Annotated in this window: 14 protein-coding genes and 1 pseudogene; 2 read left to right on the top strand and 13 right to left on the bottom strand. The window is 65.4% G+C overall.

All coding sequences use genetic code 11. The annotated features are described in order from the left end of the window. Nucleotides 1-60 precede the first annotated feature (60 nt). The 9 genes from ACYVL5_RS09785 to ACYVL5_RS09745 all read right to left on the bottom strand — a co-directional run bounded on the left by ACYVL5_RS09785 (nt 61) and on the right by ACYVL5_RS09745 (nt 15,563). On the bottom strand, nt 61-3,129 hold the full coding sequence (locus ACYVL5_RS09785; RefSeq protein ID WP_460595379.1) for a PAS domain S-box protein: 3,069 nt from the start codon (nt 3,127-3,129) through the stop codon (nt 61-63). 298 nt (nt 3,130-3,427) lie between these two features. Continuing rightward, nucleotides 3,428-4,045 carry a response regulator transcription factor gene (locus tag ACYVL5_RS09780; protein ID WP_460595378.1) on the bottom strand — a complete coding sequence of 206 codons (618 nt, stop codon included), beginning with the start codon at nt 4,043-4,045 and terminating at the stop codon, nt 3,428-3,430. Beyond that, complete coding sequence (locus ACYVL5_RS09775; RefSeq protein WP_460595377.1) at nt 4,036-5,979, bottom strand: sensor histidine kinase; 1,944 nt, start codon at nt 5,977-5,979, stop codon at nt 4,036-4,038. The genes ACYVL5_RS09780 and ACYVL5_RS09775 overlap by 10 nt, the downstream gene beginning before the upstream one ends. 313 nt (nt 5,980-6,292) lie before the next feature. Further along, nucleotides 6,293-6,700, bottom strand: coding sequence for a bacteriohemerythrin (locus ACYVL5_RS09770; protein WP_460595376.1), 408 nt, complete (start codon nt 6,698-6,700; stop codon nt 6,293-6,295). 288 nt (nt 6,701-6,988) lie between these two features. Continuing rightward, nucleotides 6,989-11,353, bottom strand: a complete 4,365-nt coding sequence (locus ACYVL5_RS09765) for a beta strand repeat-containing protein (protein WP_460595375.1) — start codon at nt 11,351-11,353, stop codon at nt 6,989-6,991. Between the two features lie 390 nt (nt 11,354-11,743). Then, the gene (locus ACYVL5_RS09760; protein WP_460595374.1) at nt 11,744-13,363 is read right to left on the bottom strand and encodes a methyl-accepting chemotaxis protein; all 1,620 of its coding nucleotides are present in this window, start codon (nt 13,361-13,363) and stop codon (nt 11,744-11,746) included. 238 nt (nt 13,364-13,601) lie between these two features. Further along, nucleotides 13,602-13,958 carry a hypothetical protein gene (locus ACYVL5_RS09755; RefSeq protein WP_460595373.1) on the bottom strand — a complete coding sequence of 119 codons (357 nt, stop codon included), beginning with the start codon at nt 13,956-13,958 and terminating at the stop codon, nt 13,602-13,604. An 11-nt stretch (nt 13,959-13,969) separates the two neighbouring features. After that, complete coding sequence (locus tag ACYVL5_RS09750) at nt 13,970-14,176, bottom strand: type IV pilin protein (RefSeq protein WP_460595372.1); 207 nt, start codon at nt 14,174-14,176, stop codon at nt 13,970-13,972. Nucleotides 14,177-14,483: 307 nt separating this feature from the next. Next, complete coding sequence (locus tag ACYVL5_RS09745; protein WP_460595371.1) at nt 14,484-15,563, bottom strand: exosortase/archaeosortase family protein; 1,080 nt, start codon at nt 15,561-15,563, stop codon at nt 14,484-14,486. Between the two features lie 300 nt (nt 15,564-15,863). On the opposite strand from ACYVL5_RS09745, the pseudogene ACYVL5_RS09740 reads away from it, so the two are divergent. Both ACYVL5_RS09740 and ACYVL5_RS09735 read left to right on the top strand, forming a co-directional pair. Further along, nucleotides 15,864-16,016, top strand: a pseudogene (locus ACYVL5_RS09740) (PAS domain-containing protein); the annotation flags it as partial. After that, entirely contained in the window at nt 16,014-16,799 is a 786-nt protein-coding gene (locus tag ACYVL5_RS09735) for a sensor histidine kinase (protein WP_460595443.1), read from the top strand. The pseudogene ACYVL5_RS09740 and the gene ACYVL5_RS09735, both read left to right, overlap by 3 nt. On the opposite strand, the gene ACYVL5_RS09730 is transcribed toward ACYVL5_RS09735, so the two are convergent. From ACYVL5_RS09730 to ACYVL5_RS09715, 4 genes are read right to left on the bottom strand one after another with little or no spacing between them, the layout of a single operon-like run. Next, a complete protein-coding gene (locus ACYVL5_RS09730) occupies nt 16,778-17,335 on the bottom strand; it encodes a hypothetical protein (RefSeq protein WP_460595370.1) in 558 nt (185 codons plus the stop codon). The genes ACYVL5_RS09735 and ACYVL5_RS09730 overlap by 22 nt on opposite strands. Before the next feature lie 2 nt (nt 17,336-17,337). Next, complete coding sequence (locus tag ACYVL5_RS09725; RefSeq protein WP_460595369.1) at nt 17,338-22,836, bottom strand: fibronectin type III domain-containing protein; 5,499 nt, start codon at nt 22,834-22,836, stop codon at nt 17,338-17,340. Nucleotides 22,837-22,875: 39 nt separating this feature from the next. After that, the gene (locus ACYVL5_RS09720; protein WP_460595368.1) at nt 22,876-23,322 is read right to left on the bottom strand and encodes a hypothetical protein; all 447 of its coding nucleotides are present in this window, start codon (nt 23,320-23,322) and stop codon (nt 22,876-22,878) included. Between the two features lie 35 nt (nt 23,323-23,357). Beyond that, entirely contained in the window at nt 23,358-23,564 is a 207-nt protein-coding gene (locus ACYVL5_RS09715) for a hypothetical protein (protein ID WP_460595367.1), read from the bottom strand. Between the last annotated feature and the right edge of the window lie 27 nt (nt 23,565-23,591).

Below are 23,591 nucleotides of genomic sequence, written 5' to 3'. Positions count from 1 at the left end.
CCGGAAAAGGCGGCCTCACGGAGCGTGAATTTAGCAGTTTAATGCCGCCAACGCAATGGGTTATCGGCCGTCCAGCACTTCCCGCACCTTTTTGGTGAGGACGGTGGCGGTGAACGGTTTGGAGAGGAAGTCGGCCCCCTCGCGGATCACCCCGCGGTCGGCGACGATGTCGGCGGTGTAGCCGGACATGAAGAGGGTGCGGATGGCCGGCCTGATCTCCTCGACGCGCGCCTGGAGCTCGCGGCCGTTCATGGTCGGCATCACCACGTCGGCCAAAAGGAGATGGATCTCCTCCGGGTGGCGGCGGCAGCACTCCATGGCCTCCTCGGCGGAGAGGGCGGTCAGCACCGTATAGCCGTGGCTCTCCAGGATGGTGCCGATGAGGGAGACGACCTGCTCCTCGTCCTCCACGATCAGCACCGTCTCGGTCCCCCTGATCGGGACCCCGGCCATCACCCCTTCCAGCGGGATCGCCTCCTCCAGGGAGCGGGGGAAGTGGATGATGAAGGTGGTCCCCCGGCCGGGCACGCTCTCCACCGTGATCCCCCCCTCGTTCTGCTTGACGATCCCGTACACGGTGGAGAGCCCCAGGCCGGTCCCCTTCCCCTCCCCCTTGGTGGTGAAAAACGGCTCGAAGATCCGCTCGAGGACCCCCTTCTCGATGCCGCTGCCGGTGTCGGAGATGGCGAGCCTCACGTAGTCGCCGTCGGCAAGCCCGAGGATCCTGGCCGCCTCCCCGTCGATGGTCGCGTTGCCGGTGGCGAGCGTGATGGAGCCTACCCCGCCGATGGCGTCGCGGGCGTTGACCGCCAGGTTGGTGAGGATCTGGTCCATCTGGGAGGGGTCGATCTTGATGTTCCAGAGGGAGGGGGCCGGCTGGAAGACGATGCGGATCTCCTCCCCGATCAGGCGGGAGAGCATGCTCCGCTGGTTGTCGATCACCCGGTTGAGGTCGACCACCTCGGGCTGGCGCCCCTGCTTGCGGGAGAAGGCCAAGAGCTGGCGGGTGAGGTCGGCGGAACGCTGGCCGGCCCGCTCGATCTGCAAAAGCTCGCGGTAGAGGGGATCCTGCGGGGTGAGCCGCTCCAGGGCCAGGTTGCTCACCCCGAGGATCACGCTCAGCATGTTGTTGAAGTCGTGGGCGATGCCGCCGGCCAGCTGCCCGATGGCGTCCATCTTCTGCGCCTGGCGAAGCTCCGCCTCGAAGCGGTCCCGCTCGGCCTGCACGGTCTGCATGGCCTGCGCCTGGTCGAAGGTGTAAAGGGCGAAGGCGACGTCGCTCGCCAGCTCGCCAAAGAGCGCCACCTCCTCCTGGTCGCCCCCCTGCCCGTCATCCAGCACCACCGCCATGAAGCCGAAGAGGGTGGCGTCGTGGGTGAGCCGGACGCACATGGTCTCGCACGGGTTTTGCGGGGAGGCGATCGGGCAGCCGTCGCAGACCCCGGCGACCCGGGGGACCAGCAAGGGACCCGCCTCCTCCTTGGCCTTGCGGCAGCAGGCGGGGAGCACCCCGTCCTCGATCAGCCGGGAAAGCGGGGTGAAGTCCTCCCGGAACCCGGCCTGGGCGTGACCGGTCGGCCGCCCGCCCCGGTCGGTCATGATGATCATCGCCCCCCGGAAGCCGCGGTGCTCGACCAAGAGCTCGCAGGTCTCGCTGATGAAGCAGCCGGCGTCCCGCTCCCTGACGATCAGCTGGTCCACCGTGCGCACCGCGCGCAGCACCCGGTTCAGGTGCTCGATCCGCTCCTCGCTCCGCTTTCTCTGGGTGATGTCGTGGATGAAGCAGAGGAAGATTCCCTGGTTGGGGAGATGGACGGTGCTCACCTCGACCTCGATCTCGCTTCCGTCCCGGCAGCGGTGCCGGCTCTCGAAGCGGTCGCACCCATCCGCCACCACGCTCGCCACGTGCCTTTGCACCTCGTCGGGGGACTCGCTGCAGTCGAGGTCGACGATCGACATGGCGAGGAGCTCGTCGCGGGGGTAGCCGACCATGGCGCAGTAGGCGTCGTTCACCTCCAAAATCCGCCCCTCCCGGTTCACCGAGCAAAACCCCTCGATGGCGGTGTCGATGAGGGCATGGTAGCGTTCCTCGTTCTCCCAGAGGCGCTCCTCGGCCCTCTTCAGGTCGGTGATGTCGCTTCCCACCGCCAGGATCTCGAGCAGCTCCCCTTGCGGGCCGAAGATCGGCGTGTTGGTCCAGGTCATCCAGACCCGGCGCCCGTCCCGGCAGACGTTCTCGTTGACGTTGTTGGCGTAGCGGTGCGGATTGGCGAGGATGTCACCGATCAGCCCGGAGAGATCCCCCTTCCCGGAGGGCGCGCCGGCCTCCCCCGCGGGGACCAGCATGGCGACCGGCTGCCCCACCGCCTCCTCGGCCCGGTAGCCGAAGAACCTCTGCGCGAACTCGTTGAAGAAGGTGATGGTCCCGTCGCGGCTCCACCTGACGATGGCGCTGTTGGCGTTTTGCACGAGGTCGCGGTAGATCTCCTCCCGGGCCCGGAGCTCCTCCTCCGCCCGCTTCCTTTCCGTGACGTCGGAGATCATCGCCAGGAGGCAGACATCCTTGCCGATCACGATCATCTCGGTGGAATAGAGGGTGTCGATCACCTCTCCCGACTTTCTCCTGAGCTTCACCTCCCGGTATCGGACCCGGCCGGTCCTCCGCAGTTCCCGGACCGCCCCCTCCCGATCGCGCGGGTTGACGTAGATGGCAAGCTCGGAGGAGCTGCGGCCGATCACCTCCTCCCGTGAGAAGCCGAGCATCTCCAGCCAGGTCGGGTTGACGTCCAGGATGCGGCCGTCCCCGGCCGTCGTGATGCCGATGGCGATCGGGCTTCCCCGGAAGATGGTGGAGAAGCGGTCCTCGCTTAAGGAAGATTCCCGGCGGCTCTCATCGCGGTCCCGGAGGTGGCTTATGATGAGGTGGTAGAGGAGAAAGGAGGTGAAGGCGACGAACAGCCACCCCTTGAGGACCGAGAGCCGGACGATGGCCTGCTGGTTGTCGGCGATCAGGGCGACCAGGTTGTCCGAGGAAAGGATCCAGCCGGCGGAGAGGAGCGCGTACGCCAGCACGATGTGGCGTGCGGCCTTTTTGGGTGAGGCGTGTGAGCGCTTATGATCGCCGGGCATGGAAAAGAATTCCTGTGCTGTCTGGAAACGGGAAGTACTGTCTCAGCGGTTTGCGTAGCTGGACGAGCCTATCTAACTTGTACAAAAATCGTGCGGGGTATTCTGTCAGGAAAGTTTGATTTTTCGGTACTGATTCGGCCTAGGGGCCATTAGATCGCAGGGTGGGCACCCCGTGCCCACGCGGAACGACATCGCCCGGACGCCGGTTCCTTTGAAACGGCGGGCGGAGGGCTCCCCACCCTACGGCTGGGTAGCGATGGGAATGGGGTTTGACTAATGGCGGCGCAGAGGTGGTGCGTCATTCGGCCGAGGTCACTCCGTGCTGCAGGGCGAACTTGATCAGCGAGGCCATGTTGGTCACCCGGAGCTTCTCCATGAGCCTGCTGCGGTAGGTCTCCACGGTCTTGGCGGAAAGCGAGAGGGTATTGGCGATGGTGGCGCTCGATTTCCCCTCGGCGACCAGCTGCAGCACCTCGCGCTCGCGCTGGCTGAGGCTCTCCAGCGGGCTGGCCTCCCGGGCGACCGGCACCTCGGAGCCGTAGTAGCGGCGCCCCCTCCCGACCGCCCTCACCGCGGTGAGGAGTTCTTCGCCGGCGGACTCCTTGAGGAGGTAGCCGCGGGCGCCGGCCTGGAGCGCGCGGTGGACGTGCTCGGAGCTGTGGTGCATGGTGAGGATGAGGACGTAGCTGGAGGGGAGCTGGCGGGAGATGATCGAGGCGGCCTCGATCCCGTTGAGCCCCGGCATGGCGATGTCCATGATGACCACGTCGGGGTTCAGTGCCATGGTCTCCCGGACCGCGGAGCGGCCGTCGGCGGCGGTCCCCACCACCTTGAGGTCCTCCTGGGCGTCCAGGATCATCCGGAGGCCGTCGCGCACCACGGCGTGGTCGTCGGCCAAAAGCACCGTTATCGGCATGCATCCTCCTTGAGCTCCACGGTCACCGAGCACCCCTTCCCGGGAGACGACTCCATGCAAAAGCGCCCGCCGATGGTCATGGCCCGTTCCCTCATGATGGCGGTCCCCCACCCCCCCCCTTCCTTTCTGGGGGGAGCCGCCAGGCCGAATCCCCTGCCGTCATCGGCGACCGACAGCGTGAGCATCCCTTTTTCGCGTCGAAGGGTGACGGTGACCTTCCCCGCCTCCGCGTGCTTGGCGGCGTTGGTGAGCGCCTCCTGGGCGATGCGGAAGAGCGCGGTCTCGCACTCCTGGGTCAGGCGCGGGAAGGGGTCCGCACAGACCACCGAGATGGGGAGCCCGCTCTTCTCGGAGAAGAACTCGGCGTACCAGGTGAGGGCGACCGTGAGGCCGTAGTCGTCGAGGACCGGCGGTCTCAGGTTCACCATCATGGTGCGCAGGTTGCGGGTGAGGCTCTTCAAGAGCGCGGTGGCGTCGTCCAGCCGGCTCCCCAGGATGCGCCGGGAATCGTCCGAGAGCATCTCCTTCATGAGCGCCCAGTGGAGCCCCAGCGTGGTGAGATCCCGCCCCATCTCGTCGTGGATCTCGGCGGCGAGCTTCTTCCTGGTCTCCTCGTCGATCTCCACCAGCCGCCGCGAGAGGTTCCGAAGCGAGGTCTCCATCCGCTTGAGGTCGGTGATGTCCTGGGTGGTGCCGTACAGGGAGCGGGGGCGCCCCTGCCCGTCCAGCCGCGCCCGGCCGTGGTCAACCATCCAGCGGATCTCTCCGTCGCAGCGGATGACCCGGTACTCCTCCCGGTAGTCGCCGCGCTCATCGAGGGCGCGGCCGGCGCCGGCCATCACCCGCGGGAGGTCGTCGGGGTGGATGGTCCTCGTGAACCAGTCGAGGCTCCGGTCCGAGGCGCCCCCCCCGAAAAGCTCGGCGCACTCCCGCGAGCGGTGGACCTGGCCGGTCACCCGGTCCCACTCCCAGACCCCCATCCCCGAGGCGGCCAGCGCCAGGCCGAGGCGCTCCTCGCTCACCTTGAGCGCCTCCTCGGCGAGCTTTCGTTCGGTGACGTCGCGCCCCACCCCCTGGGTCTCCACCAGCCTCCCCTTTTCGTCGAAGATCCCCCGGTTGACGAACTGCATCCAGCGGACCTCGCCGCTGCCGGTGTGGACACGGTTCTCGACGGTGACCACCGGGTTGTCGCAGGAGAGCGTGCTCAGGCGCTCCAGCACCAGGGGAAGGTCCTCCGGATGGGCGTCCGGCATCCAGGGGCGCCCCTCCAGCTCCTCGCGGGGCTTGCCGAAGAAGCGGCAGAAGGTTTCGTTGACGAAGGTGTAGGTTCCATCCGGACGGTAACGGCTGATGACCTCGGTCTGGTCCTCGACCACCTTCCGGTAACGCTCCTCGCTCGCCTTGAGGGCGTCGGCGATCGCCCTGCGACGGCCGACCTCCTCCACCAGGAGCTCGTTCAGCTTCTCGAGCTCGCGGGTGCGCGCCGCCACGTGCCACTCGAGATCCTTCTCGCGCCGGCGGTACACCTGCTCCTTCTCCACGTCGCCGGTGATGTCCTTGAGCAGGTGGAGCGAGGCGACCATCCTCCTTTGCGGGTCGAGGATCGGGCTGTTGACGATGAGAAAGGTCCCCCCCAGCCGCTCCAGCATCCTCTCGCACCGGTGTTCCCGCCCGTCGGCGAGGGACAGTTGGTGCGGGCAATCGTTAGGGGAGTACTGCGAGCCGTGGAGAAGCTCGCTGCAGAGAGCTCCCCGGAAACGCTCGGGATCTCCGCCGAGGCGCCGGGCCAGGACTCGGTTCACCATGATGACGCGGGATTGGTTGTCGATGATGGCCACGGGATCGGGGAGGGTATCGACCACCCCTTCCCACCCGACACCGGGAAGCGGGTCGCTCCCGCTTCTCCCGTTGCGGCCGACAGGCTGGACGCCCATCCTTTCCCCCTGCAAACTACATCGAATCAAATTGACGCGGCGCGATAGTCTCAGACTTACTCTGAGTAACTAGGATTCTCTCTGTAATGAAATGGGCTTATGCCTTACAATAAATCTTCCGGCAGAGCAACAATATTGTCAAATCGGATTTACGAATTAATGACAAAAAGGGAGGGTGACACAGTTCGAGCCGGGGAGATCAGACAGAAGTATTGGGTGAGAAAGCGTAATGAAAACGACGGGAAAGAAGGGAAACGGGGCGGCGTGAATCCAGATAGAGACCGCCCCGTCCGTCATACAGGAAGTTCGGTAATCAGCAGAGCCCGTGAGAGTTGAAAAGCCGGGAATAGTTGGAATCGGTGCCGAGGATGTGGGTTTGCAGCCACTCCTTGAGGAAGGAGAGTACCTCCAGGGTCAGGATGAAACCGTCCTGGTCCGCGCGGCTCTTGAGTTCGAGAGCCTTGGAGGTGAAGTCGTCGTGCTCGAGCTTGTGGGTGGGATAGTCGGGGTAATTGAAGCGGCGCATGTAACGCTCCTCGGTCGAGAAGTGGACGGTCGCGTAGTCGACCATCTCGTAGATGATCTTCTTCTGCACCTCGCGCCCCTTGTTGGCCAGCATGGCGTCATGGAGGGTATTGACCATGCCGAGAAGCACCTTGTGCTGGTCGTCGAGTTCCTTCACCTTCACCGAAAACGAGTCCTGCCACTGCATGTACGCCATGGTATCTCCTTCACACAATCGATAACAGGGTGCGCCGAGGGCACCGCAAGACAAACCTTAACGTGAGGGGCAACGCCGGCGATATTACCGTCCTTGCAGATCAATTTCAACGGTTTTATCGATATCCCCTTAAAAATCGGACCACTTCCGCCCAGCCCCCCCGCTCCCCCTCGCCCCTTCAGGGTGGCCGAAGCCGTCCATTATACCCTCGCCCCTTCAGGGGAGAGGGTGGCCGAAGGCCGGGTGAGGGAGGTTTTGACTCTACCCCCGTCCCTCCCTCTCCCTCCGTCACGGCGTCCTGATCTCCACGATGCTCAGGTTGTAGCGGTCCCCGGTCGGCGCGGTGTCGTTGATGGTCACCGCGGTCCCGGCCAGCGGCGTTACCGCCGACTGGCTCTGCACCCAGTAGGTATCCCCGGTCCCGTTGGCCAGGAACTGGTGCACCATCCCCTGGTTGGGGCCCACCGTGCGGGCGATGGCCGCGCTCCAGTCGTTGCCGGTCCCGAACACCCACGAATTCGCACGGGTGGTGACCAGCGAAGCCGTCGGCGCCCCCGAAAGGGCGTTCCCGCTCCCGGTCGCCCCGATCGCCGCCGCACCGCCGGCGGTCCCGGTGAAGGAAAGCACGGTGAGCGACCCGGAGGAGACATTCCTGCTCAGGGAGGCGGTCACCGTCCCGCTCAGCGTGGAGCTCGCGTAGGCCCACCAGATCTCCGCCGTCCCCCGCTGCCCGTTGGTGATCACCGCCCGGCTCCAGGTGAGCGGCGTCCCGCTGTTAGTGATCCCGGTGACCGAGGTATTGGTCCCGGTGGCGGGGGCGCTCGCCGTGACGAAGGCGACCAGGAGCTCGTTGGCCGCGTGGGTGGTCAGGGTCGGGGTCACCAGGTTTCTCACCGTGCCGGGGGCATCGATGGAAACCGAGGCATCGATCGCCAGCGCCGACACCGGCGATACCGTCAAGTTGAGGGTCGCACCCGCCGAGTTTTGGGCGCTGTCGGTGACCTGGATGGCGACCGCGAAGGTCCCGGCGGCGGTCGGCGTCCCGCTGACCGAGCCGCCGCTGGTCATGGAAAGCCCGGGTGGAAGAGCGGTCGCCGACCAGCTGTAGGGCGGCGAGCCACCGCTGGCGGCCATCGTCTGCCCCGGATAGGGGACCCCCACCGTTCCGGGGGTGAGCGAGGCGGTGGTGACGGCGAGCGGCACCGGCCCGGCGGGTACCCGGATCTCCACCAGGCTCAGGTTGTACATGTCGGTGGAAGGGGCGGTGTCGTTGACGGTCACCGCGGTCCCCGCGTTGGGGGTGGCCCCCGCCTGGCTCTGCACCCAGTAGGTGTCGCCGGTGGCGGTGGAGAGGTACTGGTGGACGAGCGACTGCCCCGGCCCGACGGTCCGGGCGACCGCCGCGCTCCAGTCGTTGCCGGTCCCGAAGACCCAGGAGTTGGCCCGGGTGGTGGTGAGCGAGGCGGTGGGAGCCCCCGAGGAAGCGCTGCCGCTGCCCACCGCCCCGATGGCGTCGGCGCCGGCCGCCGCCCCGGTGAAAGTCATCACCGTGAGCGAGCGCGAGGAGACGCTCTGGTTGAGGGTGGCGGTAACCGTCCCGCTCAGGGCGCCGGTTGCGTAGGCCCACCAGATCTCGGCGGTTCCCCGCTGGGCGTTGGTGACCACCGCCCGGCTCCAGGTCAGCGCCCCTCCGGTGTTGGAGACGCCGGTCACCGTGGCGTTGGTGCCGGTGGTGGGGCCGGAGGCGGAGACGAAGGCGACCAGGAGCTCGTTGCCCGCCCTGGTGGTCACCGTCGGCGAGGTAATGGTGCTCCCCGCGGTGGCGGTATCGGTGAAGACGCTGACATCCACCGCGAGCCCCGAGTTGGAGGCGATGGTGATGCTGTAGTTCTGGGTGACCGACGCCTGGCTGGCATCCACCACCCGCACCGTGAAATTACTGGTCCCCGCCCCGGTCGGCGTCCCCGATACGGTCCCGTTGCCGGCGCCGATGGCGAGTCCGGGCGGGAGGGTGCCGGCGCTGATCGACCAGCTGTAGGGGGGAGTCCCCCCGACGACGTTCACCGGTTGGCTGTAGGGGGTTCCCGCGGTGCCGCTCGGAAGGGTCGCCGTGGTGATGGCCAGAGCCGGGGCCGCGGTGGAGAGGGGGCGGATCTCCACCAGGCTCAGGTTGAACATGTCGCCGGTAGGGGCGGTGTCGTTGATGGTCACGGCGGTCCCGGCGGCCGGGGTGAGGCCGGTCTGGTCCTGCACCCAGTAGGTGTCCGCGGTGGTGGAGGAGACGAACTGGTGCACGAGCGCCTGACCGCTTCCCGCCGTACGGGCGGTGGCCGAGGTCCAGTCGTTGCCGGTCCCGAACACCCAGGAGTTGTTCCGGGTGGTGGTCAGGGTGGCGGTGGGGGCTCCCGCCGCCAGGCTGTTGCCGGTGATAGCCCCGGGCAGGTCGGCGCCGGTGAAGGTGAGCACGGTGAGCGAGCGGGACGAGACGCTCTGGCTCAAGGTGGCGGTGACGGTGCCGGTCAGCGGGGCGGAGGCGTAGGCCCACCAGATCTCGGCGGTCCCCTGCTGGGCGTTGGTGGCTACCGCCCGGTTCCAGGTCAGGGCGCCGCCGGTGTTGGCCACCCCCTGCACGAAGGTGTTGGCGCCCGTCCCCGGAGAACTCCCCCCGATGAAGGCGACCAAAAGCTCGTTACCCGAGGAGGTGGCAACGTTGGGCGAGGTGACGGTGGCGCCGGCGGCGGCCGAATCGGTGGAGACGTTGACGTCGATGGCGAGGGTCGGGGGTAAGGCGTAGATGGCGATGCTGAGGTTCCTGGAGGAGCTCGCCTGGACGGCATCCTGCACCGTGACGGTGAAGTTGGAGGTCCCGGCGGCGGTCGGCGTACCGGCGATCACCCCGGTGGCGGGGTTGAGGGTCAGTCCGGCGGGGAGGCTTCCCGCGCTCACCGACCAGCTGTAGGGAGTCTCCCCTCCCCCCGCGGCCACCGCCTGGCTGTACCCCTGCCCCACCACCCCCGCCACCAGAAAGCCCGAGTTGATGGTGAGCCCCAAAAGCCCGTAGGCGTGCAGCTGGTTGGAGAAGGTCGCCAGGTACACCTTGCCGTTGGCGACGGTGGGGGGAGAGAACTTGGCGTAGCTCCCGACGTCGTCGCGGGCGGCGTTCTGCTTGCTGTTCCAGAGCTCGGTCGAGAGGTTCCCCGCGTCGAAGGCGCGCAGGATGCCCGGGACGGTCTGCTGGTTGGGGTCCTGCTGGTAGGCCGCCGAGGCCCAGACGATCCCGCTCCCCGCCTGGCTGCCGTTGGCCGACAGCGACAGCGGCACCGAGTTGGAGTTCCCCCCGAACTCGGTCATGGTGCTCTGGGAGACCGGGGTGGTCTGCAGCGAGCTCCCGGTAAACCGGTACTGCTTGAGGTAGTCGTTGGGCCCCCAGACGTAGAGCGATGGCCCGCTGATCGGGCTGTTCCAGTAGATCGTCCCCCCCATGAAGATCGATCCCGAAGGTATCGCCTGGAATTCCTGGACGTCGTTGTTGGCGGTCGAGCTGTACTTCCCGAGGTTGAGGGTGTCGATGAGCCGCATCACGCCGTCTTTCCCCATGCAGGTCATGAGGCTGGTCCCCGGGATCAGCATCGGCCCTCCCGAGCCCAGGTCGGCGTCGTTGGCGCTGAGGGTCGCCTGGTTGAAGGGGGTGAAGTAGTCGGCCACCGAGAGCCCGGAGGCGGTGGAGAGCTTGAGGACGCTGTCCCCGTAGCCGCTCCCCCCGCTGCTGGCGTCGAAGGTCCCGTTGCCGGTCATGAGGTAGATGTTGCCGCTCGCGTCGGCGGCGAGCCCCTTCCCCGCCTGCCAGATGGCCCCCTGGCTCCCGTTGGGGGTGGTGTTGAAGACGCCCGTCTGCTGCAGCGTCCCGGCGTTGTAGGCGAGCACCCAGCCGTGGTAGGGGGAGATGTCCCCCACCGAGCCGAAACCGAGGTAAAGGGTGCCGTTCAAGAGGAGCAGTCCCGGGCGGTTCAGGTGATGCAGCGGGTCGAGGGTGACCACGCCGCCCGAGCTCCCGTCCCCGCTCCCCCTCACTTGGGCGGTGATCTCCACCGGGCCGCCGAACTTCTCCCCCCCCGAGGCGACGTCGAGCGCGTGGAGCCGGAAATGGTAGCTGCCGGTCTCCTTGCTCTTGGCCACCACGTAGATGGTCCCGCTTCCCGGGTCGATGACCGGCGTGGCGAGGACCCCGATCTCGGGGGTGATGTCGAGGTAGGAGGAGCTGATGTCGGTGGCGGGGACCGAGGTGCCGAGGTTCACCTGCCATAGCGGCGCCGAGGCGGCGGGGTCGTCGGCGTCGAAGGCGTAGACGCTGTTGTGCATGGTGGCCGCGAAGACCACGTTGTGGGAGCTGCCCTGGATGGGGACGTTGGGGAGGTAGAGCGGCTGGGCGTAGATCTGCCCGTCAACCGAGCGCGAGAACAGCTTGCCGAAGGTGTTCACACTCACATTGGCAGTGGTGAGTACCGTTTCGCTCACATTCTGCCCGCTCCTGGCGGCATCGTTGTGTTGGGTGGGGACAGTGACCGCGGTCGATGAAACAGGAAAACAGAGAAAGCAGAGCAGGGTCACGGCGTGGATGGTGACGGCAAGAGTTGCTGCGCATGATTTCCTCATGGGATCCCCCCGATCTCACAAACGCTCCAGGTGTGAACGGGGTGAAAGAATTATCACAATGGGCATTACAGGATTAGACCGACACCATCAACCCCCGCTACTCAATTGGGCGATTAACGATGCAATTGGCATTCCGCTGGGAAGTTATTGAATTCGCTAGGTGGAAGATTGGCGACTGCTTTGAAAGTGTAAAGCGCACCGACTGTGTCAACCTGGAAGGCCAACACCCCCATCCTCACCCCGCCCCGCCCCTTGAAGGGGAGGGCGAGTGCGTTGAACTGTTAACAATGGTGCGTGTGACGAAAGGCGGGCACCCCGTCCCCACGCGGTCCTGACCGAGGCGGAGAGGCTTGTCCGGGTGGGGAGTGGTAACCGGTGGCGGGGCGGGAGCTACAGCCGGAAGGAGGCCACCAGTTCCTGCAGCTCGCCTGACTGCCGGGCCAGCATTCCGGCCGCGGTCGAGGTCTCCTGGGCGCCGCTCGCCGTCCCCTGCACCACCTCCGAGACCTGCTGGACGTTGTTGGTGATCTCCCCGGTGGTGGCGGTCTGCTCCTCGGCGGCGGTGGCGATCTGGTTGATCTGCATGGTGAGGTCGTGGACCTGTTCGAGGATCCGCTCCAGCGCCTCCCCGGACCGTTTCGAGGACTGCGCCCCGCGCTCGGCCTCCTCGACCCCCTCCTCCATGGAACGGACCGCCTCCCTGGTCTCGCGCTGGATGGCCTGGATCATCTCCCCGATCTCCCGGGTCGCCCTGGTGGTCCTCTCCGCCAGCGCCCGCACCTCGTCGGCGACCACGGCGAACCCCCTCCCCTGCTCTCCCGCCCGGGCCGCCTCGATGGCGGCATTGAGCGCCAGGAGGTTCGTCTGGTCCGCGATCTCCTCGATGGTGCCGATGATCTCCCCGATCTGGTCCGAGCGCTCTCCCAGGGTTCCCACCACGTCCGCGGAATGCTTCACCCGCTCGGCAATCCTGGTCATCCCGCTGACCGTCTCCTGCACGACCTGCGCCCCTTCGGTGGCCATCTCGGTGGTGGTGCGGGAGGACTCGGCGGCCATGCTGCAGTTGCGGGCGATGTCCTCGCTGGTGGCGGCCATCTCCTCGCTGGCGGTGGCAACCGAACCGGTCTGGGCGGCCACCTCCTGGGCAGCGGTGGCGATATGGTCGGCGGTGGCGTTCAGCTGGGTGGAGGCCGATGCGATGCTCGCCGAGATGGTTACCGTGCTCTGGACCAGGCTCCTGAGGTTCTCGATCATGTTCTTCATCGCCCCCATGAGCATCCCGGTCTCGTCCCCGGAGGTCACCGTGATCTCCTCGGTGAGGTCGCCGGTGGCGAGGCGGTCGGCGATCTCCACGCAGCGCCCGAGCGGCCGGGTGACCGAGCGGGAGATGACCAGGCTGAGCAGGATCGAGGCACCCAGTATCACCAGCCCCACCAGGCAAAGGACGATCTCGGACAGCCGCAGCGCCTTCGCCGCGTCCCCCTCGGACTTCTTGCAGAAATCGTCACTGAGCTTCACCAGCCGGTCGACCTGCTGGCGGTGCTGGCTGTAGCTCTCCTTGAGGGTGGTCCTCAATAGCCGCTCGCTGGTGGCGGTGTCGCCCGCCAGCAGGGCCGGAAAGAACTTGTTGAGAGCCACCTCGTAGAAGGAGCCCGCCGGGTGGTAGACGTCCTCCATCATCACCTTCTTGATCTCCCCTTCGGGAAGGTCCTTCTTCCAGTGGTCGTGGCTTTCTTCGAACTCCTTCTTGAGCCGCTTGAAATCCTCGAACCGCTGCTGCCTCTCGGTGGCGTCACCGGCCTGGGCGAGTTGGAGATCCAGGTACGACTCCAGGATGTACGAAGGGGGCGGAAGGATGTCGGCGGCCAGATCCTTCCCCATGGCGATCTGCCGGTAAATCGGTCCGTTCACCTTGACCTTTCCGATGGTGCCCATGGCCAGGGCGAAAACGACCAGCAGCCCCCCTACCGTCACCCCGAGGTTGATCATCATTCGGGTCGTAATTTTCATATTCTCCTCCGGAGGCTTCCGCTGAAGCGGTCAGGGGAAGTACTTGCACTTATGCTCTGTTCGGAGGGGGAGGCGAAAACTTGAGTCAGGAAAATCGAGCCGAAGCTCGGCATGCCCGCGGAATTTTACCGAGGGTGGTGGTGCGGGGCCGGGTGTGATGTGGCCTGGAAAAGAGGGAGGAAGCGGGGGAAGGGATCGGGAGCGCTCCCCACGGTGGAGGGGAGAGCGCGGTGGCTGGCTACCTTTTGTAGTAAAGCTTGCCGTTTGCGGTGACCGTATTTCCCAGCGAAGGATCGATGACGTCGATGGCGGGGGCATCTCCGCTTTGCGGCAGGACGCCGCTACCCATCTGCTGCTGGTAGACGACATCCATCCCGCTGGTGGTGACGAAATACTTTTCGCCTTCCCGGTGCTTGGTTCCGATACTGTAGTAGTCGTGGCCGGCCGTCCCGCTGTAGTTCAGGGTGACCCCGCTGGACGGATTGAATCCGACCCCGGGGGGAACTCCCTGCATCTGGAGGCCCACGCCGGCAAATGCGCAGACCGCGGTGGCTGCCAGGAGAAATCCGAGCGCTATCGCTCCCTTCTTACCCATCTCAATCCCTCCTACGGGTACTGCAGGTGATCCGAGTGGTACACCGACAATGCCATCTTGAAATTGGTCAGATCGGCCAGGGCCGCACTGTCGTAAACGGTCCTCTTGTACGAGGCGTACTTGGGAATGGCAATGGAAACCAGGATGGCTATGATTGCGACTACTATCATCAGTTCGACCAAGGTGAACCCCTGCCGTCCCGATAGCGGTGAGGACATTTCCCCCTCCTTCAAACCAGCCTCCGGATTCCTTACCCTCACAGGCAATCCAGTGAGAGATACAATATCACTCAGATGGGCACCGTCCAGCGAAATTATGCCACACAGAGATCATATATGTCGCGTATAGCATCGATTTATCACCAAGTAAATAGAAGTTATTCTCACGGGCCGACGGGAAGAAGGGAACCGGCAGGGGATTCACTCAGGGGAATGAGCCTGGGCAGGCATGGGAAGCGGGCCGGAATGAGAGAGGGACCGGGTCGTAAGGGGGGGATGGCGTCGACCGAGCATGGGGTGAGCGGGATCAACGGGAACCCTGGCGGCCGGAGGCCTTCATTTTCCGGCGCAGGCTCTCCCCTGCTGCAACCGGCAGGGGAGCGGAGTCGTCACTGACCCGGGTGACGATCCAGTACACCGCCATGGGGAGGGAAAGATGGACGATGCTTCCGATGGAAAGAAAGCCGACCGCCGCGCTTTTCCCGGCAGTGACGGCGAAACCGCAATCGATGGCTATGAAGGTGGCTCCCATCACCATCATGCTGACCAGCCCCATCAGGGTCAGCACGACGACGTTCCAGTCGCCCCTCCTCTGCAGCGGCGCCATCAGCCCCAGGTAGGCTGCGACGTTGACCTCTTCCGTCATGGTGTGGAGCCGGAACCGCCTGCCGGCGTGGACATACTCCATGGCATCCCCGCTGCGGAGGATCCGTCCCCCGTGGTCGTCGTACAGGAAGTCGTAGATGAAGGAGCCTGCGGCCGCCATGAGGTCGCCGTAGGCGTCATGAACGACGAGAAAGAGGCCGTAGACCCCGGCCGACACCGCGACCGCCAGGGCGATGCCCCTCACCGCCTTGGGCGAAGGGAGGAGACGGCCGTTCAGCCAAAGCGTCCAAAGGCCGAAGACGAAGAGGGCGAAGGCGACCACCCAGAGGTAGTCATGGGCGAAATCGAAGGCCCTCCGGGAATAGGTACCGATCAGGCCCGAGATTACCAGCCGAAAGGCATTGGCCAGTACGATTGAGGGGACCGCCACCGCGACCCCCAGCAGCCGGTAGGAGAGGCGGTGGCGGCGGTAGAGAAGGATGGCGATGGAGAGAAAGGCCAGGTAGTCGATGGCGGTGCACTGGCGGATGATCCTCATGGAGAATCCGTTGACGGTGAGGATGTCCCCGTCGCTCAGCATGGCCAGGCCGCAGAGGGCACCGACCCCCTTGGCGGCGACGATGGTGATTTCCCGCAGACCCGTCCAGATCGCATCCGGCAGGTACAGCATGAGAGCGGCAACCACGATCGCGCAGGCCATGAAGGAAAGCGCGAACACCAGTCCCGGCTCCCCCGGCTCCCCCCCCTGCCCCTTCTGATTGACGGCCGCCTGCAACTTCATGACCTCCCCCTCCCCTGGTGGTCGGCACAAAAAACAAGCCGGTCCCGCTTCGGATGGAACTCGACCCCATTCGGCTTGTTCTGATTAAATCAAGGAAATCGCTCTATCAGTAATTGTGCCAAGCCTTACTGTCAGCTTACCTCAGCAATTTACACCCGTTACACATAACGTTATTTTATGACACAGCAGCTGTCACGCGAAAAGGCTTAGCCCCGCCGTCATATAGCGTCGTAGACACTGAAATACTGCCGTATTATTTTTAAAATAGCGTTAGAAACTTCCTGATACCATCCCGAGGACCTCGACCTTTTGAGATCCTCCATCGGGTCCGCCTTGAAGCAGTGCCGCAACTGGGAGCACGAGTTCCGCATCCTTTTGCCGGGGGGCGAGATCCGGTGGCTGATGGGGTCCGGCCACGTCCTGATGAACACCGAGGGGAAGGCGGTCAAGATGGTCGGGGTCAACTACGACATCACCGAGCGCAAGCTGATCGAGCAGGAGCTGAGGCTCGCCCACGACACCCTCGAGCACCGGGTCCTGGAGCGAACCGTCGAGCTGCGCGCCCTCAACCGGGAGCTGGAATCCTTCTGCTACTCGGTCACCCATGAGCTGGGTGCGCCTTTGCGCGGCATGAACTGTTTCGCCAACATCCTTTTGGAGGAGTACCGGGACAAGCTCGACCTGGAGGGGGTGGAGCACCTGGCGAGGATCAGCTCGGCGGCGGGGAGGATGGGCTCGCTCATCGAGGACCTCTTGAAGCTTTCCCGGGTGACCCGCCGAAAGCTCGCCCGGGAAAAGGTCTCCTTGAGCGACCTCGCCTGCCGGGTGGTCGGCGAACTGAGCGGCCAGCCCCCCGAACGGGAGGTGGAGGTCGCCGTCCCCGCCGGGATCGAGGGGGAGTGGGACCCGGCCCTAGCCGAGCTTGCCCTCCAGAATCTCTTGGGCAACGCCTGGAAGTACACCAGCAACACCGCCAATCCCAAAATCGAGTTCGGCTGCCTCCCGGACCGCTTCCCGGTGGTCTACTACGTGCGGGACAACGGGATCGGGTTCGACATGACCTACGCAGACAAGATATTCCTCCCCTTCGAGAGGCTGCACCGCACGGGGGAGTACGAGGGAACCGGTATCGGCCTGGCCACCGTGCAGCGGGTGATCACCATGCACGGCGGAAAGATCTGGGCCGAGGCCGAACCGGGCCAGGGTGCCACCTTCTACTTCACCGGGGGGGGCTGATCCTGTTTCCCCTCCTTTGGCTGCACGACGACGAGCACCACCTCTGCCGGTGACGAAGGCTTGGGAGCCGGCATCGTAAAATTCCCCTTTTGAAGGTCGATCTCCTTGCCGTCCGCCGCCCTGACGGTCACCGCCGTTCCTTTCGGGATCCTGGTGCGTTCCTGCTGAATCTCCAGGGTCAGCGGCGTCCCGGCGGGGAGGCTGGAGGTGATCTTCAGCCGCCATTCCTGGCGGGGAGCCGGCGCCCTGATATCACCCCGCATCTCGCGCATGGACGGTTTCCAGTCAGGATGGAGCACCACCGCGCTGATGTACGGCTCCCCCATATCCTGGTTGAGGTTCCCCGGCGAGACCGTATCGTAGGCGTTGTCGTAGCCGTCGGTCGCCCTCGGATGCTCCCCGATCACCACGTAATCGTAAAGCGCCCCGCTGGAAACCCGCACGGTGGCGGTCACGGGCTCGTAGCCCATGGCCGCCACCCGGGTCAGGAAGATCACCGTGAGGGCGGTGACGATGTGTCTCGGGATCGCCCCCATGCCTAGCGGATCGTGAGCGTGTGTGCCACGCCGTCGAGGTTCAGGATCCAGTACCCCTTCCACGGCTCGACCTGCGGGTTGTCTCCGATGATCGACCAGGAGTCGTAGGTGGTGCCGTTCCACCAGTAGAGCCCGCCGCCTACCGTGCCCGCGTTGATGGCGTCGGCAAGGGACACCCCGTCGAGCTTCCAGACCGCGCCCAGATTGGAGAGGTTCTGCTGGGTCGGGTTGGAGATCATGGTCCATCCCGGCAGCAGGTTCACCGAAACCGGGGTGGAGACCGGGTTGCCGCTGTAGGCGAGCATGGTGCTGCCGTTGTTGGCCTTGACGAAGTAGCCGTTACCCGGCGCGAGCGAGGTGACGGTCCGGTAGGAGCCGAGGACGCTGTTGCTGCTCTCGGCGCTCGCCCCGGTGGGGATCCACTGGTAGACGGCGCTCACCGGGGTGGCGAAGACGCTGGCGGCGGTGACACCGCTCGTGTCGAAGGGGACGCCGACCACGTTCCACCCGTTGTAGAGCGGGGTGCGGATGGTGAGCAGGGGCGCGTCGCCACCGGTATCGGAGGAGACCGAGTAGGTGTAGGTGGTGTTGGGTTTCAGGGTGCCGCTGTCCACGAAACTGGTCTGGCTCCCGCTGTAGACCGAAACCGGGGCGCTACCTCCCTCGGAACGGGAGACGGTGAAGGTGGTGCCGGAGACCAGGCCGGCGAAGCTTGCGGCCGGCTGGCCCGTCAGGGCGGCGGTATAGGTGGCGCTCTTCACCTGCTCGGTCGCCGTGCCGTCCTGGGCGAAGTACTTGAGGGTGACGTTTCCGGAGACCGGGATGGGGGCCAAGTACCGCCTGGAAGCGGTGGACGGGGTGCTCCCGTCGGTCGTGTAGTAGACGTTGGCGCTCCGGTCACCGTTGACGAGCTGCACGAGCAGGGTCCCCCCCGCGTAGGTCCCGCCGGCGGGGCGGGCGACGGTGGTGAGGGTCACCGTCCCGGTCACGGTCGGGTCGGGGGTAAAGGTGGCGCTGACCGTGCAGTTGGCGGTCACCGCGGCGGTGGTGTAGACGTTGCCGGAAAGGGTGCCGCCGCAGCCGGTGACGGATCCCACCTGGTAGCCGAACTGCGGGGTGACCGCCAGGGCCAGCTGGTAGCCGCCGTAGATGGTCTGGGTGGCGGGAGAGAGGCTCCCCCCTGCCCCGGCCGAGGTGGAGACGGTGTAGCTCACCGGGGTGAGCCCTGCCAGGGTGAGCGCCTTGAGCGACCCCTGGGCAGAATTGCCGAAACTGTCGGTGGAGCCCGGGACGAGGTAGTAGGTGGTCCCCGGGACCAGGTTGTAGAGCGTCACCGCGTGGGTGGTGGTGAGGCCGGCCACCGAGGCCTGGGCGGTGAGGGCGCCGGCGTTGGTTCCGTAGTTGAGCAAGGTGGTGGCCGGCTCGTCGGTGGTCCAGGTGACCAGGATCTGGCTGGAGGTGACCGCCGAGGCGGAGATCGCGGTGATCACCGGAGGCGCCGTGCGGGCAGCACTCGCGGTGGTGAAGGTGTAGGTGGAGGAGACCACCGTGTTGTTGGACGGGTCGGTGGACTGGACCTTGAACTCGTAGGCGGTGTTGGGAGCGAGGTTGGTGAGCGCCACCGAGTGGCCGGTCACCTGCACGATGTCACCCGCCGTCTTCGGGGTGTTCTGTCCCGGCAGGCCGTAGAAGACCTGGGAGTCGGCGATCTTGTCGGTCGACCAGGTGATGTAGGCCATGGAGGTGGTGACGGCGGTGGCGGCCGGTGTCACCGTGATCACCGGCGGGGTGGTGTCCGGCTGGGAGGCGGTGGTGAAACCGAGGCTCCCGGTACTCCCCACCACCACGTCGCTCAAGACGTGGGCGAAGTTGAAGGCCATCATGGTGGAGGGCTTGCCCGCCGAGGCCACCACGGTGTTCCCGGCCATGTCGGTGCAGGAGACCTGGACGCTGTAGGAGGTGTTGGCGGTCAGGTTGGTGAGGGCGACCTGGTGGTCGGTGACCTTGTCGGAGTTGGAGGCGCGGTTGGCGGTCGACCCGTTGGGGCCGTACTCGACCACGGTGTTGCACGGCTCGTCGGTGGAGAAGGCGACCGTGGCGGTGGTGTCGGAGGAGTAGACGATCTCCCCGGACCTGGTGATCACCGGCGGTGCCGTGCGCGGGATGACGTCGGTGGTGAAGGAAGCGGTCTTCGAGTAGCTGTAGTTCCCCGCCGCGTCGGTCGCCTTCACCCTGAAGTAGTAGGTGGTCCCGGGGAGAAGCCCGGTCAGCGGGCGGTTGTGCTTGGTGATGAGTGCGGCCTTGGAGTCGCTCTGGCCGAGGTCACTGCCGGTGCCGTACTCGATGGAGCAGCTGGAGGGCTCGTCGGTCACCCAGTAGAGGTCCGCCGACTGATGGGTGGTGTTCTTCACGATCGGCACCTGGGTGAAGACCGGTGCCGTGGTATCGGCGGCCTGATCGGTGGTGAAGCTCTTGGCCGCGCTCAGGGTCGGCCCGTTACCCACCGCGTCGGTGCTGGAGACCACATAGCTGTAGGCGGTGGAGGGGGTGAGCTTGGAGATCACCACCGAGTGGCTGGTGGTGAGGGTCGTGTCCGTGTAGACGATGTAGTTGGTCCCGTCGTTGAGCGACACGCCGCTGGTGGCGGGCTCGTCGGTGATCCAGGTGATGGTGACCGAGGTGTCGGTGGTGCTCGTCCGCATCGGGCCGTTGGTGATCACCGGGGCCTTGGTGTCGGGAGCCTCCAGGGTGGTGAAGTAAATCACCGAGCTGTCGGTGGAGGGATTGCCGAGGTTGTCGGTGGCGGTGACCTTGAAGTACTGCTTGGTCGCGGCGTCGAGGCCGGTGACGGTGACGGTGTGCGAGGTGGAAAGGGTGGTGTCGCTCGCCGTCTTGCCGAAGAACGGGGTGGTTCCGTAGGAGATCACGCCGGTAGTCGGCTCGTCAGTGGTCCAGGTGATGGTGGCGCCGTTCTGGGTGATGGAGGTGACGTCGGGCCCCACGGTGAAGACCGGCGGCAGGGTCCTTTTGGTCTGCTCGGTGGTGAAGGAAACCACCTCGCTCGCCGCTGCCTCGTTGCCGGCGGCATCTTTTCCATAGACGCTCAGGTAGTAAAGCGTATTGGCGGAGAGCCCGGAGAGTATTGCCGAGTGGTTGGTCACGTAGCCGCTCTCCTCCAAGGTGGAGGTCGGGGGGTTGGCGGTCCCGTACTTCACCCCCCCCTGGGTTGGCTTGTCGGTCTGCCACTGGACCACCGCCCCGGAGCTGGTGATGGAGGAGGCGGTCGGCCCGGAGATGATTTTGGGGGCCGTGGTGTTCCGGTAGGGGAGGATGATGTTCTGCAGCGTGTTCCTGGTCACGCTGATGCCGCTGAGGATGGTCTGGGCGAAGCTCGCCGATGGGGGGGTGATCGTTTCCGAATACCCGCTCCCCGCGATGAGCGACATGCTGTAGTTCCCCGAGGCGTCCGACTTGACGGGGGAACTGCTGCTGTCGTTGTAGACGTTAAAGGAGCCGTTCGAGGTGGAGATGGAGCCGGATTGGGAAACGAGGACATTGGCGATTCCCACCCCGTTTGCGTCGGTGGTCTTGCCGCTGAGGGTCACGATGGGGAGGGTCATGTTTTGCGTGGTGTCCGCCGTCACCGTCAGGTTGCGCACGACATAGTAGCCGTAAAAGGTCTGCGGCGCCGGCACGTTCGGTGCGCACTGGGTGTAGCTGCCGTCGGTCCCGCAGTACCCCCAATACAGGCTCCCCCCGTACAGGTTGATGTAGTAGGTCCCCCCGCTCCCCACCTGGTAGGAGTAGTGGCCGTCGGCATCGGAGAAGCCTTGCGCCACCGTGGTGCCGCTCGCCTGGTCGCTGACCTGGACCAGGACGTTCTTCACGCCGGTGCCATCGGCGAGGGCCACCTTTCCGGAGAGGGTGACCAGCGACTTGAGCACCAGGTCCCTGGTGGTGTCGGTGGGGGCGTTTATCCCGCTCACGGCGGTAAGACCGACGCCTGCCCCGGAAGGGGGAGTAAGGGTCATCGAGTAGCCGTTGCCGCCGATGAGCGACATGCTGTAGTTGCCCGAGGCGTCGGACTTGACCGGGTAGGTGCTGCTGTTGTTGTAGACGTTGTAGGAGCCGGCCGAGGTGCTGATGGAACCGGCCTGGGCGATGACCACGTTGCCTACCGGAGCTCCGCCACCGCCGGTGGTTTTGCCGCTCAGGGTGACGATGGGAATGGTGATGTCTTGCGTGGTGTTGCCGGTCACCGTCAGGTTGCGGACCAGGTTGTACCCGTAGAAGGTCTGCGGGGCGGGTACGTTGGGAACACACTGCTGGTAAGTGGAGTTAGCCCCGCAGTATCCGTAGTACAGGCTCCCGCCGTACACGTTGATGGCATAGGTGCTCCCGCTGCCGACCGCGAAGGAGTAGTTGCCATTGGCATCGGTGAACCCCTGGGAGACCGTCCTGCCGGTAGCCTGATCGTTGAGTTGCACCAGCAGGTTCTGGATTCCGGTCCCGCCCGAGGTTGACACCTTGCCGGAGAGGTTGACCAGGGGATTGAGCGCAAGGTCCCTCGTGGTATCGGCGGTGACGCTGATACCGCTGAGGACGGTCAGGCCGACGCCGTTGCCGGCGGGAGGGGTCAGGGTCATGGAGTAGCCGTTTCCGGCGATCAGCGACATGCTGTAATTGCCGGAGGCGTCGGACTTGACGGGGTAGCTGCTGCTGTTGTTGTAAACCGTGTAGGAGCCGGAGGTGGCGCTTATCGAACTGGACTGGGCGATAACCACGTTCCCCAGCGGGTTTCCGCCGCCGTCGACCGTTTTGCCGCTCAGGGTCACGATCGGGATGGTGATGTTCTTGGTCGTGTCGGAGGCGACCGCGAGGTTGTACACGAGGTTGTATCCGTAGAAACTTTGGGGGGTCGGGACGTTGGGGACGCACTGGGTGTAGCTGCCGTCCGCCCCGCAGTACCCCGTGTACAGGCTCCCGCCGTACACGTTGATGGAGTAGGTGGCCGCGCTGACCGGGAAGGAATAGCCGCCGTTGGCGTCCGTGTAGACCTGGGCGACCGTCCTGCCGCTTGCCTGGTCGTTGAGCTGCACCAGCAGGTTCTGGATCCCCGTCCCTGTCGAGGTGACGACCTTGCCGGAGAGAAGGATGGCGTCGGAAACCAGCACCACGTTCTGGGTGACATCCGCACCGGCCACCGAAATCGCTTTCACCAGCGACTGGCCGAAGCTCGACCCCGAGGGGGGGGCGATGCTCAGGTCGTAGGTGCCGTCGCCGACCGTAAAGCTGTAAAACCCGTTGGCGTCGGTGGTGACCGATCCCACTTGGGCCGCGGTGCTCTCATTGCTGAGGGTAACGGTGGCATTGGGGAGCGCCCTGCTGCCACCGTAGACGGTACCGCTCAAGGTCGATGCCAACGCGGCACTGCCGGTGCCGAACGTCAGCAGAAAAAAGGCGACCGCCGCCAGAATCCCCCTCCCGAAAAATAACCTCATCACAGGCTCCTTATCGCATCAGGTAATGTATCGAAGTGATCACTTCTTGCGCTGCAACACCACCGCCACCTCGCCCCCTTGGAAAGCCTTCACGGGCAAGGTAACCGTCGAATAATCCTGGCCGTTGGGGGCCTTTATCTGGATCTGCGCGTGGGTAAGAGACTGATCGGCGAAGCTGAACCTTCCGTCGGCATCACACACGGCCACCACCTTCCCCTTCCCTCTGGGCTGGCGGTGGGGGGCTGCCGACTGGCCGGGCCCCCTGCCGTTGTCGATCGCGGACTGCTGGAACAGATCGAGTCCGGGGCCGTTCCCCGGGGAGGCGCTGTCATCGGCGTGGAGCATGATGATCCGGACTCTCGCCCCCACCGCCGGGGTACCGTCGGGGTAGCTCACCTTGCCGCCGAAGGCGAGGCAGGCGACCGGAAGCAGTAAAAGTAAAAAGAGCGCGGCTGCCGATACCGCTCCAATTCCGTATTTCCTCATGACGATTCTCCTTGGAATGTAAGGCGCCTCAACCGCTACCTGCGGCTTTTCCAGTACCCGTAGGCGGCCACGGCCGCGACGGTGAGGGCGGAAACTTCGGGGCCGCCCAGCGGGGTGACCGGGACCTGGGCGTTCACGACCGGGGGGGCGGGAGGGCCGGCCCAGACGGCGGCGGCCAGCGCGGTGACCGCCAGGGCGGCGATGGCTGCGATTTCGGCGATACGGATCAGTCTCTTTTTCATCGGTACTCTCCTTGTTGTTTCGATGTA

Source organism: Geomonas sp. Red276 (assembly GCF_054784495.1).
This window is presented reverse-complemented; position numbering and strand designations above follow the sequence as displayed.